This window comes from Rahnella sp. RFA10(1/100), assembly GCF_004195115.1.
Lineage (GTDB): Bacteria > Pseudomonadota > Gammaproteobacteria > Enterobacterales > Enterobacteriaceae > Rahnella > Rahnella perminowiae.
Genome location: NZ_SEWR01000001.1, coordinates 931,183 through 951,098, shown reverse-complemented (window position 1 = coordinate 951,098; position 19,916 = coordinate 931,183). Strand labels below are relative to the sequence as shown.

At 52.3% G+C, this 19,916-nt stretch carries 18 protein-coding genes; 9 read left to right on the top strand and 9 right to left on the bottom strand.

Going from position 1 to position 19,916, the window contains the following annotated elements:
• Window positions 1-10 precede the first annotated feature (10 nt).
• The 7 genes from dtpA to sapA form a co-directional block, all read right to left on the bottom strand.
• Window positions 11-1,522, bottom strand: coding sequence for a dipeptide/tripeptide permease DtpA (gene dtpA, locus ETV65_RS04175; protein WP_129951676.1), 1,512 nt, complete (start codon window positions 1,520-1,522; stop codon window positions 11-13).
• A gap of 577 nt (window positions 1,523-2,099) precedes the next feature.
• Complete coding sequence (locus ETV65_RS04170; protein WP_129951675.1) at window positions 2,100-3,302, bottom strand: peroxidase-related enzyme; 1,203 nt, start codon at window positions 3,300-3,302, stop codon at window positions 2,100-2,102.
• 206 nt (window positions 3,303-3,508) lie between these two features.
• The gene (sapF, locus tag ETV65_RS04165) at window positions 3,509-4,318 is read right to left on the bottom strand and encodes a putrescine export ABC transporter ATP-binding protein SapF (protein ID WP_129951674.1); all 810 of its coding nucleotides are present in this window, start codon (window positions 4,316-4,318) and stop codon (window positions 3,509-3,511) included.
• Window positions 4,318-5,310 carry a putrescine export ABC transporter ATP-binding protein SapD gene (sapD, locus tag ETV65_RS04160; RefSeq protein ID WP_129951673.1) on the bottom strand — a complete coding sequence of 331 codons (993 nt, stop codon included), beginning with the start codon at window positions 5,308-5,310 and terminating at the stop codon, window positions 4,318-4,320. Before sapD ends, sapF begins: the two co-directional genes overlap by 1 nt.
• Window positions 5,310-6,200, bottom strand: a complete 891-nt coding sequence (sapC, locus tag ETV65_RS04155; protein WP_129951672.1) for a putrescine export ABC transporter permease SapC — start codon at window positions 6,198-6,200, stop codon at window positions 5,310-5,312. Before sapC ends, sapD begins: the two co-directional genes overlap by 1 nt.
• Window positions 6,187-7,152 carry a putrescine export ABC transporter permease SapB gene (gene sapB / locus ETV65_RS04150; protein ID WP_129951671.1) on the bottom strand — a complete coding sequence of 322 codons (966 nt, stop codon included), beginning with the start codon at window positions 7,150-7,152 and terminating at the stop codon, window positions 6,187-6,189. Before sapB ends, sapC begins: the two co-directional genes overlap by 14 nt.
• The gene (gene sapA / locus ETV65_RS04145; RefSeq protein WP_129951670.1) at window positions 7,149-8,831 is read right to left on the bottom strand and encodes an ABC transporter substrate-binding protein SapA; all 1,683 of its coding nucleotides are present in this window, start codon (window positions 8,829-8,831) and stop codon (window positions 7,149-7,151) included. The genes sapB and sapA overlap by 4 nt, the downstream gene beginning before the upstream one ends.
• A 217-nt stretch (window positions 8,832-9,048) precedes the next feature.
• Between sapA and zigA the strand changes: the two genes are divergently transcribed.
• Window positions 9,049-10,236: a zinc metallochaperone GTPase ZigA gene (gene zigA / locus ETV65_RS04140; protein ID WP_129952129.1), complete on the top strand. Its 1,188-nt coding sequence runs from the start codon at window positions 9,049-9,051 to the stop codon at window positions 10,234-10,236.
• A gap of 221 nt (window positions 10,237-10,457) precedes the next feature.
• On the opposite strand, the gene pspF is transcribed toward zigA, so the two are convergent.
• Complete coding sequence (gene pspF, locus ETV65_RS04135) at window positions 10,458-11,465, bottom strand: phage shock protein operon transcriptional activator (protein WP_129951669.1); 1,008 nt, start codon at window positions 11,463-11,465, stop codon at window positions 10,458-10,460.
• Window positions 11,466-11,698: 233 nt separating this feature from the next.
• On the opposite strand from pspF, the gene pspA reads away from it, so the two are divergent.
• From pspA to ETV65_RS04105, 6 genes are all read left to right on the top strand, one after another.
• Window positions 11,699-12,370, top strand: a complete 672-nt coding sequence (pspA, locus tag ETV65_RS04130) for a phage shock protein PspA (RefSeq protein ID WP_129951668.1) — start codon at window positions 11,699-11,701, stop codon at window positions 12,368-12,370.
• A gap of 86 nt (window positions 12,371-12,456) precedes the next feature.
• A complete protein-coding gene (gene pspB / locus ETV65_RS04125; protein ID WP_129951667.1) occupies window positions 12,457-12,684 on the top strand; it encodes an envelope stress response membrane protein PspB in 228 nt (75 codons plus the stop codon).
• Window positions 12,684-13,043 carry an envelope stress response membrane protein PspC gene (pspC, locus tag ETV65_RS04120; RefSeq protein ID WP_129951666.1) on the top strand — a complete coding sequence of 120 codons (360 nt, stop codon included), beginning with the start codon at window positions 12,684-12,686 and terminating at the stop codon, window positions 13,041-13,043. Before pspB ends, pspC begins: the two co-directional genes overlap by 1 nt.
• 82 nt (window positions 13,044-13,125) lie before the next feature.
• Window positions 13,126-13,377, top strand: coding sequence for a phage shock protein PspD (locus ETV65_RS04115; RefSeq protein ID WP_129951665.1), 252 nt, complete (start codon window positions 13,126-13,128; stop codon window positions 13,375-13,377).
• Window positions 13,352-14,749 carry a YcjX family protein gene (locus ETV65_RS04110; RefSeq protein ID WP_129951664.1) on the top strand — a complete coding sequence of 466 codons (1,398 nt, stop codon included), beginning with the start codon at window positions 13,352-13,354 and terminating at the stop codon, window positions 14,747-14,749. Before ETV65_RS04115 ends, ETV65_RS04110 begins: the two co-directional genes overlap by 26 nt.
• A complete protein-coding gene (locus ETV65_RS04105; protein WP_129951663.1) occupies window positions 14,746-15,813 on the top strand; it encodes a YcjF family protein in 1,068 nt (355 codons plus the stop codon). Before ETV65_RS04110 ends, ETV65_RS04105 begins: the two co-directional genes overlap by 4 nt.
• Before the next feature lie 85 nt (window positions 15,814-15,898).
• Here the strand turns inward: ETV65_RS04105 and ETV65_RS04100 are convergent, their stop codons facing one another.
• Window positions 15,899-16,090, bottom strand: coding sequence for a chemotaxis protein (locus ETV65_RS04100; RefSeq protein WP_129951662.1), 192 nt, complete (start codon window positions 16,088-16,090; stop codon window positions 15,899-15,901).
• Window positions 16,091-16,516: 426 nt separating this feature from the next.
• Here ETV65_RS04100 and ETV65_RS04095 point away from each other — a divergent pair, with 426 nt between their 5' ends.
• Together ETV65_RS04095 and ETV65_RS04090 are read left to right on the top strand one after the other, a co-directional pair.
• On the top strand, window positions 16,517-17,803 hold the full coding sequence (locus ETV65_RS04095; protein ID WP_129951661.1) for an HlyD family secretion protein: 1,287 nt from the start codon (window positions 16,517-16,519) through the stop codon (window positions 17,801-17,803).
• Window positions 17,790-19,889, top strand: coding sequence for a peptidase domain-containing ABC transporter (locus ETV65_RS04090; RefSeq protein WP_129951660.1), 2,100 nt, complete (start codon window positions 17,790-17,792; stop codon window positions 19,887-19,889). The genes ETV65_RS04095 and ETV65_RS04090 overlap by 14 nt, the downstream gene beginning before the upstream one ends.
• The last annotated feature ends 27 nt before the right edge of the window (window positions 19,890-19,916 follow it).

Sequence of the window (19,916 nt, the reverse complement as noted above, 5' to 3'; positions counted from 1 at the left end):
GCTTCTGTGTTTACTGAGCAGAAGCCAGTTCAGGTTGCTTCTCGTCAGTTTCGCGATCCAGCGTCATGCGGTGCAGTTTAGATGCAGTCACCAGCATCAGCACAGCAATCACAGCTGTCGCAATACCAATCTGCAGGAAGACGTGACTGTAAATGGCCAGTGAGGCATGGGCGTCATCAATGTCAGAAGGCACGGCTGTCAGGTTGGCAACATATCCTGCGATAATCGCCGCGGCTGCGGTGGTCAGGAACCAGGCACCCATGATGAAACCCATCAGACGCTGTGGAACCAGCTGAGCCACCATCGCCAGACCCAGGCCGGAAATCATCAGCTCGCCAATACTTTGCAGCGCGTAGCTCAGTACCAGCCAGTTTACTGACACGATGCCTTGCTCATTCGCCAGGCTCGCACCCCACGGCAGCACCAGGAACGCACCGGAACATAACACCATACCCATCGCAAACTTGTGTGGCATTGGCATGCGGTCGCCGACCTTGGTGTAGATAGCTGCGAGAACCGGGCTGGCCACCATGATCCAGAATGGATTCAGCGCCTGGAACTGCTCAGGCTGGAAGCTGATACCCAGCAGGTCGTGACCTACGTTGTGGATAGCGAAGAAGTTCAGCGACGTTGGCATCTGGCTGTACAGCACAAAGAACACCACCGCTTCCATCATCAGCAGGAACGCCACAATCATCTTCCGGCGTGCAATGCCTTGCATTGAGAAGGTTTCTTTTGCAAAGACAATAATGATACCCACGGAAACCACACCCAGAACCATACGTGCAATGGTTTGGTTATGCAGTAACCAGCTTGACAGGAATACCAGCGCCACGACCCCGGCCAGCACCATCAACAGTTTCTTGAATTGCAGCGGCGCGAAGTCTGGTTTCGAACCCTGACGTTTGACCCATTTGCGGCAGAACAGGAAGTTCACAATAGTGATCAACATACCCACCACGCTCAGGGAGAACGCGACGCTCCAGCCATACTTTGCAGCCAGCCACGGTGTTGCCAGCATGGAGAAGAATGAACCAATGTTCACCGACATGTAATACATGGTGAATGCGCCATCAAGACGCGGATCATCTTTTTCGTAGCAGGTAGAAAGCAATGAGGATGGATTTGCTTTAAACAAGCCACTGCCGACGGCGATAGTCGCCATACCCAGATAGACCCAGAAGATTTCGTGGCCGGAATAGGCAACGAATGAATAACCTAACGCCAGAACAATCGCGCCAAGCACGATCACGCGTTTTGAGCCCAGCACTTTATCACCCAGCCAGCCGCCGATAGCTACAAAGCCATACACAAGCGCACTGAATGAGGAGAACAGGGTGATGGAGTCGGCTTCACTCAGGCCAAGCATTTTGACCAGGTAAACCGCCATGATCCCTTGCAGGCCGTAGTAACCGAAACGTTCCCATAATTCGATGGAGAAGATCAGGTAAAACGCTTTTGGCTGTTTGAAGGCGTTAAGACTCACGCTTTCATTGTTTGGTGTTTTGTTTGCAGTTGACACTCGTACCTCTGTTTATTCCTTCCGGCCATAGAGGGCGGAAACGCATAAGTGGCGCGAAATAAGCACCCTTTGCATTGTTATAAGATGGGATGACGGCAAGTAATGTTCACTATCTTCGTAAATGTGGCAAGGAGTTTGACATATGCCGTTACATTTAACTTATCCGGCGTGATTAATCTGTGTTCGAAATGTTATGCAGAATTAATGTTTATGTTTTCTAAATAGGCAATATGAATATGTTGTATGAATTATAGTCTCTGTTTTTACATTGTCATTGTTTTACGATGAAATGATTAATCAGTTTTATCATCTGCCATGGAGTGAATAAATAGTGAATGTTTCTATGTTGACGGGGTTTATGAAGTGATTTGTGAATAAATAATTTACTGCTGGAGATCTACCCGCCACGCCGCACAGTGTAATGTGATCAGCTTCTCGTTTTAACACTAAATTTCCGATTGAAAATAAGATTAATACGACTTATGCCGGTTAGGTGGTGCAGGGGTTTACAATTGGCATCACCGGCAGGTGAATATCCTGCCGGAATGAGGGGGTACAAGGAGAGTAAAAAGGAGGACTATTGATTCAGGGTATCGCCCAGCGTCTGAATCAGCCGGTTTGACCAGCTGAACAGTGCCGTTGTCAGCAGAATATCCAGAGATTGTGTTGCTGAATACCCGGCATCAGACAAACCATGCAGCTGGCGCGCATCAAAACGTTCCGGCGTCCGTGTCAGGGTGACCACCGCCTCCAGCAAGGCAGTCTCTTTTTTGTCTTGCAGATTTTTCGACAGCGTATCGATGGCATCATCACGGTGATTTTCTGCGAATAAGTCATTAATCAGCCTCTCATTACCGCCCGCTTCGAGATACAAACGGCCGTGGATCCCGGCGCAATACAAACAACCGTTCAGCTGTGACGTGGTGACGGCAGCCAGCTCACGCCATGTAGCGACCGGATCCGCACCTGCCTGCATAATATTGTTAAATACTGCAGAAAATTCGCTCAGCGCGTCGGCATCATGTACCAGCAAAGTATAGAAAGACGAAGAGCGGGCATCAGGTGCGATTAAATCCAGCACATCCTGCTGATGCTGGCTGGCATCTTCCGGCACCACTTCAGGTAATCGTGACGTCCATTGCAACATTGCGAGTGAAAATCCTTTTTGCTCACATCCTTCCGGTGAAGGAAACCCCGGCAAGACGGCGGCAGCGCGTCCACGTAAACCATTAAGAACCGCCAGAACGCGCGCCTGATAGCTGACAAAGCCAATCAGCTGCGTAAAGGTCACGATATCGCGCGTGCTGAAACCGACATCATAAAGCTGATGCAACATCGGCACCGTAATCAGTGTTGGCTGGGTAGCTAGGAGTCGTGCGAACTGGGTAATGTGGGTCTGGCGGATGTTACTTTTACGGGAGGCATCAGGGCTGGGTAGCGGAGCGAGTCGGGCAGCGTAATGGCTACAGAGTATCTGTACGCCGGTAACCTGTGCCACTGTCAGAGCACTACTGAGACGGTCATACAATGATAATGTTTCAGTACGCGAAACCTTCAGCGTGTCAGGAAACAGCACCTCATAACAGGTCCGGGATGCCCGAAGCAGTCGCTGGCGTTCATTAAGCAACTGGCGAAGCGTCGGGTCGAGCTGAACATCAAGGCCCAGCAGAAAGCGATCCTGTACCAACGCAGCGTGGGGATCGAGCGGAAGATGACCATATTGGCTGGATTGTGTTTCATGATACCAGCCGCTGTGTGCGGCCTTGCGTTGTTGTTCCATGAACGGGTCCTTTCTTCAAGCCTGTTACTCAGGCAAATTATCAGACCCTATCGTTGCCGATACCGCTGTCGATATAAAATAATGTTAAGCGATAAATCATATCTAAAAGGAATAGAAGGGGGTGAATTTGCATAAAAAGAAAACGGTGACAGTTTCCTGACACCGTTTAGGGGGAGAATCTGCCCGTCTATTACCCTGCAGAGGGATTAATTACCGTCCCGACGCCAGGCATCAGCCGTCAGCGCTTCACCGAAGTGACTGGAAATCAACCGTTTGGTCAGGTCATGCAGCGGTGCTGCCAGCACTTCGGCCGTATTCCCACGCTCCACCACTTCGCCTTCGTGCATCACCAGTACCTGATCGCTGATGTGTTTCATCATGCCCAGATGCTGAGTCACATAGATATACGAGATGCCCTGTCTTTCCTGTAATTCGAGCATCATATTGATGATTTGCGAACGCATCGACATATCCAGAGACGCCAGTGCCTCATCGGCCACGATGACTTTGGGTTGCAGGATAAGCGCGCGCGCCAGTGCCACGCGTTGTTTCTGACCGGACGCCAGCATATGCGGATAATAATTAGCATGATCGGGCAGCATCCCGACCAGCCGCAACGTCTCGTTGATGCGTTGTTCGCGCTGTTGTGCATCCATTTCGCTGTTCAGACGCAGTGGCGCTTCAAGTAACTGCCCGATACGCTGACGCGGATTAAGTGAGGTGCTCGGATCCTGGAAAATCATACGGATTTGCTGGCTGCGAAAGCGATAATCACCAAACGCCAGCGGATGTTCATCAATGAGAATTTCGCCGCCGCTTGGCTCGACCATGCCGGAAAGCATTTTAGCCAGCGTCGACTTGCCCGAACCATTCTCGCCGATGATCGCCAGCGTTTGTTTTTCGCGCAGTGTAAAACTGACCGGTTTCACTGCCTCGAGATTCATCTTGCGGAACAGTCCGGTGCGATAACGGAACGTTTTGCTCAGATTACGGACTTCGAGCAGAGTTTCGCCCATTATTGCTCCTCCATGTTCAGCGGGAAATGGCAGGCATACGCATGGGTTTTAGCCAGACGCAGACGCGGTGTTTCAATACATTTTTTCTGCGCGTAAGGGCAACGTGGTCCCAGGCGGCAGCCAATCGGCAAATGTTCCAGCGAAGGAATGGCACCCGGCAAGGTATTCAGACGGCTTTTATGCGGTAATGAACGGCCGAAATCCGGCATCGCGCGGATCAGTGCCTGTGTATAAGGATGATGTGGCGAGGCCAGCAGTTCTTCACACACCGCACTTTCAACAGTTTGCCCGCAGTACAGCACATTGACGCGGTTCGCCCATTTGCTCATCATTTGCAGATCATGACTGATCAGCAAAATGGTGGTGTTATTGTTCTGATTGAGCCGCGCCAGCAGACGGAAAATCTGCGCCTGCGTAGTCGGCTCCATGGCATTCGTCGGCTCATCAGCAATCAGCAAGCGTGGCTGATTTGCCAGCGCGATGGCGATCATCACTTTCTGGCATTCGCCTTCAGTCAGCTCATACGGATAACTGGCCATAATATCTTTGTGATCTTTAATGCCGACGCGGTGCAGCAGTTCGATGGCGCGTTTTTTCCGCCACTTCCAGCGCTGATACCAGCGGCCTTTATAGGTCCAGCCGGGGATCGCCTGAATCAGCTGGCGGCCAATGCTTTCCGAAGGATCCAGACAGGACTGCGGCTCCTGGAAAATCATCGACACGTTTTGCCCGACCAGTTTGCGCCGCTCACGGGGCGTCAGTTGCAACAGGTCGATGTTATCAAAGCGCATACGGTCAGCCGTCACACGCCAGTTATCTTTGGTAACGCCACAAATCGCTTTGGCAATCAGGCTCTTACCCGAACCGGATTCCCCTACCAGCCCGCGAATTTCACCGGCGTTAAGCGTCATACTGACGCGGTCGACGGCTTTGACCGGGCCCTCGGCGGTCATAAATTCGATGGTCAGATTGCGGATATCGAGTAACGGCATTATTCCACCCCCGCGTTAATCGCCCGGCGCACACCGTCACCCAGCAGGTTGATCAGTAGCACGCTGATAAGAATGGCGGCACCCGGCAGCATGACTGTCCACGGCGCAACGTACACCAGTTCCAGCGAATCGCCGAGCATGGCACCCCATTCCGGTGAAGGCAGTTGCGCGCCCAGATCCAGAAAACCTAACGCGGCGATATCCAGAATCGCCATAGACAGGGCACGGGTAAATTCCGTGGCCAGCACCGCGACAATATTCGGCAAAACGGCAAAACGCAGGATTTGCCAGGTAGAGGCCCCATCGAGACGCACGGCAACCACATATTCTTTTTCCAGTTCATCATGCACGGCACTGTAAATGGTGCGGGAAATACGCGGCAACAGGGCCAGCCAGACCGCCAGCATCGCATGTTCAAGCTTCGGGCCAATAAACGCGACCACGACAATTGCCAGCAGCAGGGAAGGGATCGACAGCAGTGTATCGAGAATATGGTTCAGAATGGCCGATTTCAGGCCACGGCTGATCCCTGCCAGCACACCGACAATGACGCCACATAATGACGCGGCCAGCGTGATCAGCAGCGCGCCGCCAATCGTCGGTGCCGCGCCGGTTAACATCCGGCTAAGTAAATCACGCCCCAGATCGTCTGTGCCAAGAAAGAACGACACATTGCCGTAGCGTGACCAGGATGGCGGCAACAGCTGATAGCCAAGAAATTGTTGATCGAGCGCGTAAGGGGCTAATAAATGGCCAAATATGCACAGCAATAACAAACCGAGCACACCGTAGAAACCAATCATCGACAGCGTGTCGCGATAGAAAATCCCCCAGGTGTGGCGCAGCGGGCTCGGAACCTGTTTTTCGCGGTATACATTATCGAAGGGCATACCATTCCTTATGTTTCAATGGATTCATCAGTGCACCCAGAATGTCTGAAAGCACATTGACCACAATGACCAGCGAGCCAACGACCATCACACCGGCTGAAATCGCCGCATAATCCTGCTGACGGATGGCGTTAATCAGCCAGCGTCCGATGCCCGGCCAGTTAAACACCACTTCGGTAATCATCGCCAGTGTCAGCATGGTCGAAAATTGCAGGCCGAGTTTTGGGATTATCGGTGGCAATGCATTGTGTAATACATGACGACGGATAATCGTAAAGCGTGATAAACCCCGGGTTGCGGCAGCTTTCACGTAGTTTTTTTCCAGCACATCATCGGTAGAAATGCGCATCAGGCGGATCACTTCAGTCGTCGGTGCAACGGCCAGTGCGGCGATCGGTAAAATCATATGGCGGATGGCGCTCATGATCATCTCATGGCGGTATGGCGAATCAGAAAGCCATGCATCAACCAACGTCAGGCCGGTGACGGTTTTCAACTGATAGAGTAAATCCAGCCGACCGGAGACCGGCAGCCAGCCCAGTTGCAGCGAGAAGAACAGCATCAGCAGCACCGCCAGCCAGAACACCGGGATGGAAAAACCGAGCAGGGCGATGCTGCTGATGGCCACATCCGTCCATTTTCCGCGCATCACTCCCGCCAGAATGCCAAGCGGGATGCCGACGACTAACGCCAGCGCAAAGGCCAGAACGCACAGTTCAATCGTGGCCGGGAAAACCGCTTTCAGCTGATAAGTGATGCCTTCGCCGTTGATGCTCGACACACCAAAATCAAACTGGCAAAGACCCGCAAAATAGAAGCGGTAGGCATCCCATAAAGAGGCACCGCGCAGTGGCGCATTCGGCGTGAAATAACTCAGGCTGAAGGCCACCAGGCTGAGAAAAAACAACGTGACCAGCAGGAGCAAAATACGGCGTAGCGTAAAGATGATCATGGGGCTTTCCTTCCTTCGTCATCACGGCTCTTTTCATCATCACGAAACACGCCGGCAAAAGAGGAGTTGCCAAACGGGCTCAATACCAGCCCTTTAATATCGTAACGGTAAGCCTGAAGGCGCAGGGAAGAGGCCAGTGGCAACACCGGCAGCTCCTGCTCAAGTATCTTTTGCGCCTGCTGATAAAACTCAATGCGCTGAGAAAGTTGTTGTGACAGCAACCCCTGACGCAGCAATTCATCAAATTCCGGGTGACACCAGTGAGCATAGTTGGTCTGCGAATGAATCGCCGCGCAACTGAGCATCGGGCGGAAGAAACTGTCCGGGTCATTACTGTCTGTTGACCAGCCGGATAACGTCAGGTCGTGATTCATCTCCATCAGCTTTGCTTCCTGGAAACGTCCCTCGACCGGGACAATCGTCACTTTAATCCCCACCTGCGCCAAATCTGCCTGAATGAGTTCAGCGGTTTTCAGCGGGCTGGGGTTAAATGACTGTGACGCCGTCGGCACCCATAAATGCAGATTAAGGTTTTCCTGTCCGAGGTCTTTAAGGATTTGTTTCGCTTTATCCGGATTGTATTCCGTCACCTGCGCGTTGCTGTCATAAGCCCAGGACGCACGCGGCAGAATAGACGCAGCGGTTTCAGCAGTGCCGTAATATATGGACTGCATCAGGCGCTGATTGTTGATCGACAGCGCGACTGCCTGACGGATACGCGGATCATTGAGCGGGGCTTTGTTGGTATTAAAAGCCAGATACGCAACGTTCATCCCCGGACGCAGGGAGAGACGCAAACGCGGATCCTCACGTAATATGGACAGCTGACTGGCTGCCGGATAGGCCAGCACATCACATTCACCGGTCAGCAGTTTCGACAAACGCCCGGTGCCGCCAACGCCCATATCAATCACCACCTGCGCCATGCGCGGCGTCCCTTTCCAGTACTGACCGTTGCGCGCCAGGCGTACATACTGGCCGGTGCGATATTCGCCTAACTGAAACGGGCCGGTGCCGACCGGCTGGCGATCAATCTCTTCTTCGTTGCCGGATTTTGTCAAATTCGCGGCATATTCAGCGGAAAGCACCGGTGCGTAGTGTGTCGCCAGATGCCACAGGAATGAGGCGTCAGGATTATTCAGACGAAACTCGACAGTGTAGTCGTCGAGTTTTTTGATGCTTTTCACCGCCCGGGCAAACTGCAGACTGTCAAAATACGGGTATTCCTCACCGTTTACAGCATGGTAATGATTATTCGGGTCGATAATACGCTGGAAGCTGAATACCACGTCGTCAGCATTCATTTTACGCGATGGCGAAAACCAGCCGGTTTTCTGGAAAGGTACATCTTTGCGCAGATGAAAACGGTAGGTTGCGCCATCATCCAGCACTTCCCAGCTTTGCGCCAGTTCGGGGATCAGGCGATAGGTATAAGGATCAACATCCAGCAGGCGGTCGTATAACTGTGCGGCCAGCGTATCAATAATCAGCCCGCTGCTGGCTTTCTGCGGGTTAAAGGTATTGATCATGCCGTTAACACAATAGACAAAGCCGCTCTGGCGAATATCTTTCACCGGCGCACTGACCTCTGACGGGCTGGCGTGTGTTGGGGCAGTTTCAGCAAAGACTGCAGTGGACAAGCCGCTCAGTAAAAGCATCCACAAAGTTAGACGGCGCATAAAGGCTTCAAAGTTAAGGTGCAATACCGTCAGTGTATCGCACTCTGCCAGGTACCCCAATCCATTGAGCAAATCAGCGCATGATCCTGCGGCACTTCGCGCAAAAACTGGCCATCTGTAAATAAAACCCTTGAAATCGGAATGCTATTGTTATGTTATATTATAACAATAAACGCAGGCGAAAAATTCCTGCACTGTTCTCGCGATGAGGTTAATGATGTCCTTACTCCCCGTTACCGTGCTGTCCGGTTTTCTTGGCGCAGGCAAAACTACCGTTCTCAACCACATTCTGAACAACCGTCAGGGACTGCGTGTGGCGGTTATCGTCAATGATATGAGTGAGGTGAACATTGACGCCGCGCTGATCACTAACGAAATTACCCTTGACCGTCAGCAGGAAAAACTGGTGGAAATGAGCAACGGCTGCATCTGTTGTACGTTGCGGGAAGATTTGCTGATTTCAGTGCGCGGGCTGGCACAGGCCGGATGTTTTGATTATCTGCTGATTGAATCGAGTGGTATTTCAGAACCGCTGCCGGTGGCAGAAACGTTCACATTTGAAGATGAAAACGGTGAAAGTTTATCGCAGTTTGCGCGGCTGGATACGCTGGTGACTGTTGTTGATGGCGTCAACTTTATGCAGCAATATCAGGAAGCACGGAGTGTGCAGGAGGCCGGTGAAAGTCTCGGTGAGGACGATGAGCGCAGCGTGACGGATCTGCTCATCGACCAGATAGAGTTTTGTAACGTGTTGCTGGTGAGTAAAACCGATCTTCTCGACAGCCGGCAGCAGCGCGAAGTGATTGCGTTGCTGAAAAGCCTCAATCCTGATGCGCACATTATTCCGATTTCCCCTGGCAGCCTGCCGCTGGACACCGTGCTGAATACACACCGGTTTGATTTCGCCAAAGCACAACAGGCGCCGGGCTGGCTGAAAGAGTTACGTGGTGAACATAAACCGGAGACTGAAGAGTACGGCATCAGCAGTTTTGTCTACACGGCGCGCAGGCCGTTTGATCCGGATAAATTTTACCGCGTGGTGCATGGTGACTGGGGCGGCGGCACTTTACTGCGCTCCAAAGGCTTTTTCTGGCTGGCGTCGCGTCCGCGTTTTGCCGGCCAATGGAGTCAGGCGGGGGGGATTGCGCGTTATGGCATGGCAGGTATTTTCTGGCGTTCTCTGCCGGAAAGCGACTGGCCGGAGGATGATGAAACCCGTGAACACATTTTGGAAAAATGGGTAGAGCCGTTTGGAGATATGCGACAGGAACTGGTCTTTATCGGTCAGCACATGAATAAAGAAGAGATTATCCGGCGGCTGGATGCGTGCCTGCTTAGCGAAGAACAGATGGCAGAAGGTATTGAACACTGGGTGAACATGGCTGATCCGTTCCCGGCATGGTAGTCCTTAGGGAGGGTAGGGTTGTTCAATAAGTAGCCATAATGTCATTGTGGTAATGAGAAATATTCTCAACAAAGTACTTTACAGACGATACTGAGAACCATTATCATCTTTTCACCGGACGAGAAATGCCCCGCCAGGGACGTTAATCGCGAGGTACGACATTGCTCACATTGCTTCCAGTATGACTTAGCCAGCTCGGGTGCTGGCTTTTTTTTTGCCTGTTATTCAGCCGCTTCCTGCGAGTTCACCTGTATCCCGTGTTTCTTCAACATCCCGCGTAACTGATGATACGTCACGTTCAGCAGCTCAGCGGCTTTACGCTGATTAAACCGCGCCTGCCGCAAAGCCTGTCCGATCAGATTTTTTTCCTGCCCGGTGAGCCATTGCTTAATATCCAGCGGCAGTGTCGGCAGGTTTTCGTGCTTACTGTCATCAGCCGGTTCCGCAGCGCCGTTGCGCGGTGTGAACGGGTTCAGAATGATATTATCAAGCGGAAAATCACTGGTGCCATGGCGGTACATCGAACGTTCCACCACATTTTTCAGCTCACGGATATTGCCCGGCCATTGATACGTCAGCAGCGTCTCCCGGGCGTACTCTGTAAATCCGGGAAATAAAGGCAGGGAAAGTTCACGACACATCTGGATGGCAAAATGTTCGGCCAGTAACATGATGTCCTGCTGACGTTCGCGCAGGGGCGGTAATTGCACCACATCAAACGCCAGCCGGTCCAGCAGGTCAGCGCGGAATTTCCCTTCAGCGGCCAGCTTCGGCAAATCATCATTCGTCGCACACACCAGACGGACATCCACCTGCAACGGCTGGCTGCCGCCGACGCGTTCCAGATGACCGTATTCGATCACGCGCAGCAGTTTTTCCTGTACCAGCATGGGGGCTGTCGCCAGTTCATCAAGAAATAACGTGCCGCCATCCGCACGTTCAAAGCGCCCGAGATGACGTTTCTGCGCACCGGTAAACGCGCCTGCTTCATGGCCGAACAGTTCAGAATCCAGCAGGTTTTCATTGAGTGCCGCACAGTTAAGTGAAATAAACGGCCCCTGCCAGCGGGGTGAAAGATAATGCAGACGATGCGCGATCAGTTCCTTACCGCTGCCGCGTTCGCCGGTGACCAGAACCGGCTTGTTCAGCTTCGCCAGTTGTGAAACCTGTTCCAGCACTTCAATAAAGGCGTTGGCTTCGCCGAGTAAATTGTCTGTGTTATCCGTCATTTGGCTTTCCTTGTGTGGTGAAAAACACTAACACTTAGTGAAAATCGTCATCCCGAAAAATAAGCATAGCAGAGGCAGCGCTAAAAAATTCAATTTATTCATGCAGATAATAATTTAAAAAAGTTGGCACGGATCCTGATATAGGTTTATCACTGCAGTGAAAAAATTACCTGCGGCTTTAACCGGTAATCATTTGGCCGGAAACCAAACAGAAACAAAGAGGAATTTCGATTATGGGTATTTTTTCTCGCTTCGCTGACATCATTAACGCCAACATCAATACCTTGCTGGATAAAGCAGAAGATCCGCAAAAACTGGTTCGTCTGATGATTCAGGAAATGGAAGACACGCTGGTGGAGCTGCGTTCTACCTCGGCCCGTGCGCTGGCAGAAAAGAAACAATTGATCCGCCGTATCGATCAGGGTGAATCCCAGCAGATTGAATGGCAGGACAAAGCTGAACTGGCGCTGCGTAAAGATAAAGACGATCTGGCGCGTGCGGCGTTGATCGAAAAGCAAAAATTGTCCGAGTTAGTCACTACGCTGAAAAACGAAGTGGCCGTGGTAGAAGAAACCCTGGACCGGATGAAGTCAGAAATTGGCGAGCTGGAAAGCAAACTGACCGAAACCCGTGCCCGCCAGCAGGCGCTGACCTTACGTCATCAGGCTGCGGCGTCTTCCCGTGACGTTCGCCGTCAGCTTGACAGTGGTAAAATTGATGAAGCCATGGCGCGTTTTGAGCAGTTTGAACGCCGTATTGATCATATGGAAGCGGAAGCAGAAAGTGTCAGCATCGGTAAAAAGAAATCGCTGGATCAGCAATTCGCTGAACTCAAAGCCGACGATGAAATCAGCGCACAGATTGCTGCCCTGAAAGCGAAAATGAACAGCACTCCGGACGCGTAATATTTGCTACCCAACCTGCCTGTTCACCGGCAGGTTGGGCAGGGTTAACAAATTAATAAGACTCATCAAAATCTAGGAGTGATGTAATGAGCTTCCTGTTCTTAGCCATCCCGCTGACCATTTTCGTCTTATTCGTGGCGCCCGTCTGGTTGTGGCTTCACTACAGCAATCGCCAGCAAAATGGCAGTCAGCTCAGTCAGCATGAGATGCAAAATCTCAGCAGTCTGACCCAAGAGGCGCAGCGTATGCGTGAACGCATTCAGGCGCTGGAAGAAATACTCGATGCCGAACATCCGGGCTGGAGGCAATCATAATGGCGAATCGCCTGTCTGAGAAAAAGTTGTACCGTGTGCCGGAAGAGGGCGTGGTAAAAGGTGTGCTGGCGGGGTTGTCGCACTATCTGGGCGTGCCGGTAAAACTGCTGCGTATTATGGCTGTACTGTCGGTTTTCTTTGGGTTGTTCATGTTCACATTGGTGGCGTACATCATTCTCAGCTACGTGCTGGATCCTGTACCGGCCAGTGAATATGAGGAGGAAACTGCGCCATCGCCGAGAAATTTGCTGGAAGAGGCTGACCGTGAACTGAAAGCCAGCGAGCAACGTTTACGCCAGGTCGAACGCTATGTGACTTCGGAAACTTTCGGTGTACGTAGCCGGTTCCGCCAGCTTTAATCATTTTCACCGCCTTGCCTCTGGCCGCCGGACATGGCTCCGGCTGCCATTTTCCCTCTCACCTCCCGCTGAAGGAATCTTTATGACCCGTTCCCTGAATTCCTCGCTGCCGGGTAAGCGCAGCCTGTTTTCGAAAATTTTCAGCGTTATGATGACGCTGGCGCTGACTTTTGGCCCTGCCGGGCTGGCGGCGCGTGTGCTGGGCGTAGTGGGAAAAGGGCCACTACGGTATGTTTTAGCACTATTATTAGAACCGTTATTCAAACGTATTTTGACCGCGCTGTTTGGGCGCTACGCCAGGGAGAGCAATGAAAAGACTACAAAGCGACTTTAGTTCACTGATCAATCGCGGCATGGACAGGCATCTGCGGCTGGCTGTCACCGGCTTAAGCCGCAGTGGCAAAACCGCTTTTATTACCGCTTTCGTTAACCAGCTATTACACATGCACAGCGGCGCCCGCTTACCGCTGTTTTCGGCGGCCCGCGAAGAGCGGCTGCTCGGTGTGAAACGCGTCCCCCAACGTGATCTGGGCGTGTCGCGGTTTACCTATGACGAAGGTCTGGCATCACTTTATGGCACGCCACCTGCGTGGCCCACGCCCACACGCGGCGTCAGCGAAATCCGCCTGGCGCTGCGTTACCGCTCCAATGATTCCCTGCTGCGTCACTTTAAAGATACCTCCACGCTCTATCTGGAGATCGTCGATTATCCTGGCGAATGGCTGCTGGATCTGCCGATGCTGGAGCAAAATTATTCCGACTGGTCGCGCCAGATGGCGGGGCTGTTACAGGGCGATCGCGCAGAATGGGCAAAGCCGTGGCTGACGCTGTGCGAAAAATGCGATCCGCTGGCACCGGCGGATGAAAATTTGCTTGGCGCGATTGCCCAGGCTTACACCGGTTATCTGGTGCGTTGCAAAAACGAAGGTTTGCATTTTATCCAGCCGGGGCGTTTTGTTTTGCCGGGAGATATGGCCGGTGCGCCTGCGCTGCAATTTTTCCCGTGGCCCGAGCTGAATGGTTATTCGGATGCACAGCTGGCACAGGCGGATAAAAACAGCAATTTTGGTATGCTGCGCGCACGTTTCGATTATTACTGCCAGAACATTGTGAAGGGTTTTTATAAAGATCACTTCGTGAAGTTCGACCGCCAGATTGTGCTGGTCGATTGCCTGCAGCCGCTCAACAGCGGGCCGCAGGCGTTTAACGATATGCGCCTGGCACTGACTCAGCTGATGCAAAGTTTTCACTACGGTAAACGTACGCTGTTCCGCCGTCTGTTTAATCCGTGCATCGACAAACTGATGTTCGCCGCCACTAAAGCCGACCACATCACCGGCGATCAGCACGCTAATCTGGTATCACTGTTACAGCAACTGGTGCAGGAAGCCTGGCAGAATGCTGCGTTCGAAGGCATTAGCATGGATTGCGCCGGGCTGGCTTCGGTACAGGCGACGGAAACGGGCATGGTGGAATATCAGGGGCAAAGTTTGCCCGCGCTGAAAGGACACCGGTTACAGGATGGTGCGCCGCTGACCGTGTTCCCCGGCGAAGTGCCTGCGCGCCTGCCGGGGCATGCGTTCTGGCAAAAACAGGGTTTTCATTTTGACGAGTTTCGTCCGCGCGAAATGAGTGTGGACACCCCGTTGCCGCACATCCGTCTGGATGCGGTGATGGAGTTTTTACTGGGAGATAAAATGCGATGAGCGAACCGATAAAACCGCGTATCGATTTTGAAACGGAATTAACAGCGCCGGCGGAGCCGCTGATCAAACCGGCTGTGGCCTTTGACGCGCAGATTTCAGAGCGCTTTATTCCGGTTACCGCCGAGACAGATGAACATCAGGAGGAGGGCGAAGCCGAAGCGGTGCTTAACCGCGCGCTGAAACCCCGCCGCAGTTTATGGGGCAAAATTGTGCGCCTCGGCGTGGCGGTGCTGGGTATCAGCGTCGTGGCACAGGGCATGCAACGGGTTCATGAGGCCTGGATCCAACAGGACTGGGTGGCGCTCGGTGCCTGCACCGCAGGTGGGCTGATTATTGTCGCTGGCGTGGGGTCTGTTGCCACCGAATGGCGGCGTTTGTACCGCCTGCGTCAGCGGGCCAGTGAGCGCGATACGGCACGCGAATTAATGCACAGCCACGGGTTAGGGCAGGGGCGTGCATTCTGCGAAAAACTGGCAGCACAGGCTGGCCTGGATAACAGCCATCCGGCGTTGCAACGCTGGAAGGCCTCACTGCATGAAACCCAGAATGACCGCGAAGTGGTCGAACTGTATGCCCGTCTGGTTCAGCCGGTTCTCGACGTGCAGGCACGGCGTGAAATCAGTCATTCAGCCGCCGAATCCGCGCTGATGATTGCCGTCAGCCCGCTGGCTCTGGTGGATATGGCATTTATTGCCTGGCGTAACCTGCGACTGGTCAACCGCATCGCGGTACTTTATGGCATTGAACTCGGCTATTACAGCCGTATCCGGTTGTTCCGTCTGGTATTGCTCAATATGGCGTTCGCCGGCGCATCTGAACTGGTGCGTGAGGTGGGTATGGACTGGATGTCACAGGATCTGGCCGCCCGGCTTTCTGCCCGTGCTGCACAAGGGATCGGGGCCGGTTTGCTGACCGCGCGTCTGGGCATCAAAACCATGGAGTTATGCCGTCCGCTGCCGTGGCTGGAAGGCGATAAACCGAAACTCGGTGATTTTCGCCGCGAGCTTATCGGCAAGCTGAAGAACAGCATGGTGAAAAGCGAGAAAACAAAAACAGGCGTGTGATATTACGTCAGTTTTGAGCGACAATAAAAAAGCCCCCAAATAAATGGGGGCTCGAATTACTCTGATTAACCTTTAAGACTGAAAACTAGGTTGTCAGATAGTTCTGTGCTTTAGCGAGACCATCGGAAATTTGTGAATACGCCTTGTTCACCGCATTACTGGTGTCACTTACCGCGTCCTGACCAAAGCTTGATAGGCGATCGGCAACTTTATTAACATCTTCCGACCAACCTGCACCATTAACCATTTCAATATCACGTTCTGTTAATTGTTTCATCTTAGGCCTTCCTTTTAATCTGTTAAAGCAAGTCCCCTTTAATACCGGGGGCGATGAAAACATTGAGTAAGTCTATGGAGATAATTTCTACGCAATGTCTTCACAGGGATTAAGCCTAGAGTACTGCGTGCTGAATTTGTCTAGGAATAATCTCCTAAGTGAGATTTTCTTTTCAACAATTTGTTTTTATTGATTATTTAAATATAATCTAACCGGAGTGATTTATTTAACGAACGAAAATTAATCAGATTTACGGCCGACTGGTTATTTCAGAGAATGCTTGAAAATTAATATTTCTACATCATTGTTGCGGTGCGGAAATAAATTTGTCGTGTGTTTCAGAGTAATCGCGGTGGCAGCGTGATGACAGGCTGCTATCTTTCAAAGATTCTGTTTTTACAGCTGGTTATTCTGGAACACGTAAATATGCTCTTTCGTAAAGAGGTGAATGAACATCAGCAAAGCCACTGGGCGGGCAAGGCTTTATTACTCGCAGGGTGGCCTTTATGGATTGTGACGACACTTACCGCCCTTTTCCTGTTTGCTTTACTGATGTTCCTTATCTTTGCAAATTATACACGCCGCATTAACGTCAGCGGTGAAATCATCACTCAGCCGCACAGCATTAATTTATTCAGTCCTGAGCAGGGCGTGGTGACAAAATTATATGTCGACACCGGTAAACCCGTAAAAAAGGGCCAGCCACTCTATGAGATCGATGTCAGCCGCGTGACACAGGCGGGGAATGTCAGCACCACCACACTTGCCGCGATTAAAAAGCAGCGCGAACAGATAGATTCCATTATCGCTCAGCTGGAACACAATAAGCAGGAAACGCTGCAAAATTTGCAACAGCAACTCGATCAGTATCAGAAAGCACATGAAGTCTCACAAAGCATGGTGGATTCGGCTCAGGAAGGGCTGGATGCCATGAAAAAAAGTATGCAGAACTACGGGGCATATCAGAAGAAGGGCCTGATCAATACTGATCAGCTGAATAATCAGCGCTACCTGTTTTATCAGCAACAGACATCGTTTCAGAGCCTGAATACCCAGGCGATTCAGGAAGCGTTGCAGATTACCAATCTGCGCAGTGAGCTGGTCACGCGGGCAGCGGAGTTCGATAACCAGATTTCGCAATACGGCTACCAGCGCAATGACCTTGAGCGACAACTGGCACAGGCCGATGCCAAAGGTTCCTTGCTGATCACCGCGCCGACCTCCGGCAAAATCTCCTCACTGAGCGTCACGCCCGGCCAGATGGTTAACGCGGGCGACAGCCTTGCGCAACTGGTACCAGCCAGTAATTCCCCGTTCTTCCTCGTTGCCTGGCTGCCCAATGAAAGCGTGCCTTACGTGAAAGCGGGCGAGCACATTAATATTCGCTATGAAGCTTATCCGTTTGAAAAATATGGCCAGTTCCCGGGCACGGTGCAGTCGATTTCTTCGGCACCGGTTTCTGAACAGGAACTGAATTCCTACGCCAGCGCGCCGCGAACGCCTAACGGTACGGTCAGCGGGCCGTATTACAAAGTGATTGTTTCACTGGATAAAAAAGCCATGAACTGGCACGGCGAGACGCTGAATTTATCCAGCGGCATGAAAGCCGAATCGACATTATTCCTGGAGAAGAGGCCGTTGTATCAATGGATGCTGTCTCCGTATTACAGCATGAAGAAGAGCGTGGTGGGGCCAATCAATGAATCTCGATAACGTACGGGAGCTGGCTGACCGCCTGCACTTTAGCTGGCGTCACCGTGTGCCGCAGATTATTCAAACAGAGGCTGCCGAGTGCGGGCTGGCCAGTCTGGCGATGGTCTTTGGCTATCACGGCAAACACGTTGATTTACAGAGTCTGCGACAGCGTTACGGCATTTCTTCACGCGGCGCGACGCTGCGTACGCTGATGGATATCGCCACGGCCAATGAGATGAAGTCCCGCGCACTAAAGCTGGATATCGATGAGCTGAATGCGCTGAAAACGCCGTGTATTTTGCACTGGGATCTCAATCACTTCGTGGTACTGGTTGGTGTGAAACAGGGCAAAGTGATTATTCACGATCCGGCCTTTGGCCGTCGTTCGCTTGGCATGCGTGAAGTGTCTGAACATTTTACCGGCGTGGCGCTGGAACTGTGGCCGGACAACGGTTTTACCTCGGAGAAACCACGCGTCAGACTGGATTTGCGCAAAATGATGGGCAACGTCAGCGGGCTTATTCCGGCGCTGACCAAAATCTTCTGCCTCTCGCTGATGATCGAATCGGTCAATCTGTTGCTGCCGGTCGGGATGCAACTGGTAATGGACCATGTGATCCCGGCCAAAGACCCGGATTTACTGACACTGATTTGCCTCGGCTTACTGTTTTTCATCATTTTCCGCACCGGCGTCAGTATGTTACGTGCCTGGACATCGCTGGTGATGAGTACGCTGATTGATGTGCAATGGAAAGCCCGGCTGTTTGACCATCTGATGAAACTGCCACTCGATTATTTCGAAAAACGCAAACTCGGTGACATTCAGTCGCGTTTTACTTCGCTCGACACGCTGCGTACCACGCTGACCACCAATGTGGTGAACAGTATTATTGACGGCATTATGTCGGTCGGATTAATTGTCATGATGGTGCTGTACGGTGGCTGGCTGATCTGGGTGATCCTGGGTTTTACCGCGATTTATGTGGTTTTCCGCCTGGCAACCTACAACGCATACCGGCAGGTTTCAGAAGAGCAGATTGTAAAAGGTGCGCGTGCCGGTTCGCACTTTATGGAAACCCTGTACGGCATCAGCACGCTGAAAGCGCTCGGTTTATCGAAATCCCGCGCCAATTTCTGGCTGAATCTGAACATTGATAACGCCAATGCGACGGTGCGCAAAACCAAGTTTGAAATGATGTTTACCGGCGGCAACACGCTGATCGCCACCCTCGATCAGGTCGCGTTGCTGTGGCTTGGGGCGACGCAGGTCATCGACGGCCATATGACGCTCGGGATGTTTGTTGCGTTCAATACGTATCGCGGTCAGTTTTCCGAACGTGCGGCCAATCTGCTGAACATGGTATTACAGTTGCGGATGCTTTCCCTGCACCGCGACCGTATCGCCGATATTGCGCTGACCGACACCGAAAAGTCGCTGCCGGAGCGCGAATTGTTGCGCGCGGGCGAGGCAGCGTCGCTGGAGGTGCGGGATCTGGTTTTCCAGTACGACAGCCTTTCCGCGCCGCTGATCAACGGACTGAACCTGTCAGTCGCGGCCGGTGAAAGCGTGGCCATTACCGGGCCGTCGGGGCAGGGTAAAACTACACTGATGAAAATTATGACCGGTTTGCTCACGCCGACCGAAGGGCGGATCCTGATCAACGGCATGGATATCACCACAGCCGGGCTGAACAATTACCGCAGCTGCATCGCCTGTGTATTACAGGATGATACGTTGTTCGCCGGATCTATCGCCGAGAATATTGCCAGCTTTGACGAACAGAAAGATGAGGCGCGTATTGTCGATTGTGCACGCCGTTGTAATATTCACGACGATATCGAACGGATGCCGATGGGCTATGAAACGCTGATCAGTGAACTGGGTGGCAGCCTGTCCGGCGGGCAGAAACAGCGTTTGCTGATTGCCCGTGCACTGTACCGTCGTCCGGCGATATTGTTTCTCGACGAGGCGACCAGCCATCTGGATCTGGATAACGAACTGCGGATTAATCAGGCGATCAGTGAACTGGATATTACGCGGATATTTATCGCGCACCGGCCTTCTACCATTGCCTCAGCCGATCGCGAGATAAAACTGGGGTAGGAATCCGTCATCCTCCGGGCCGCCCTG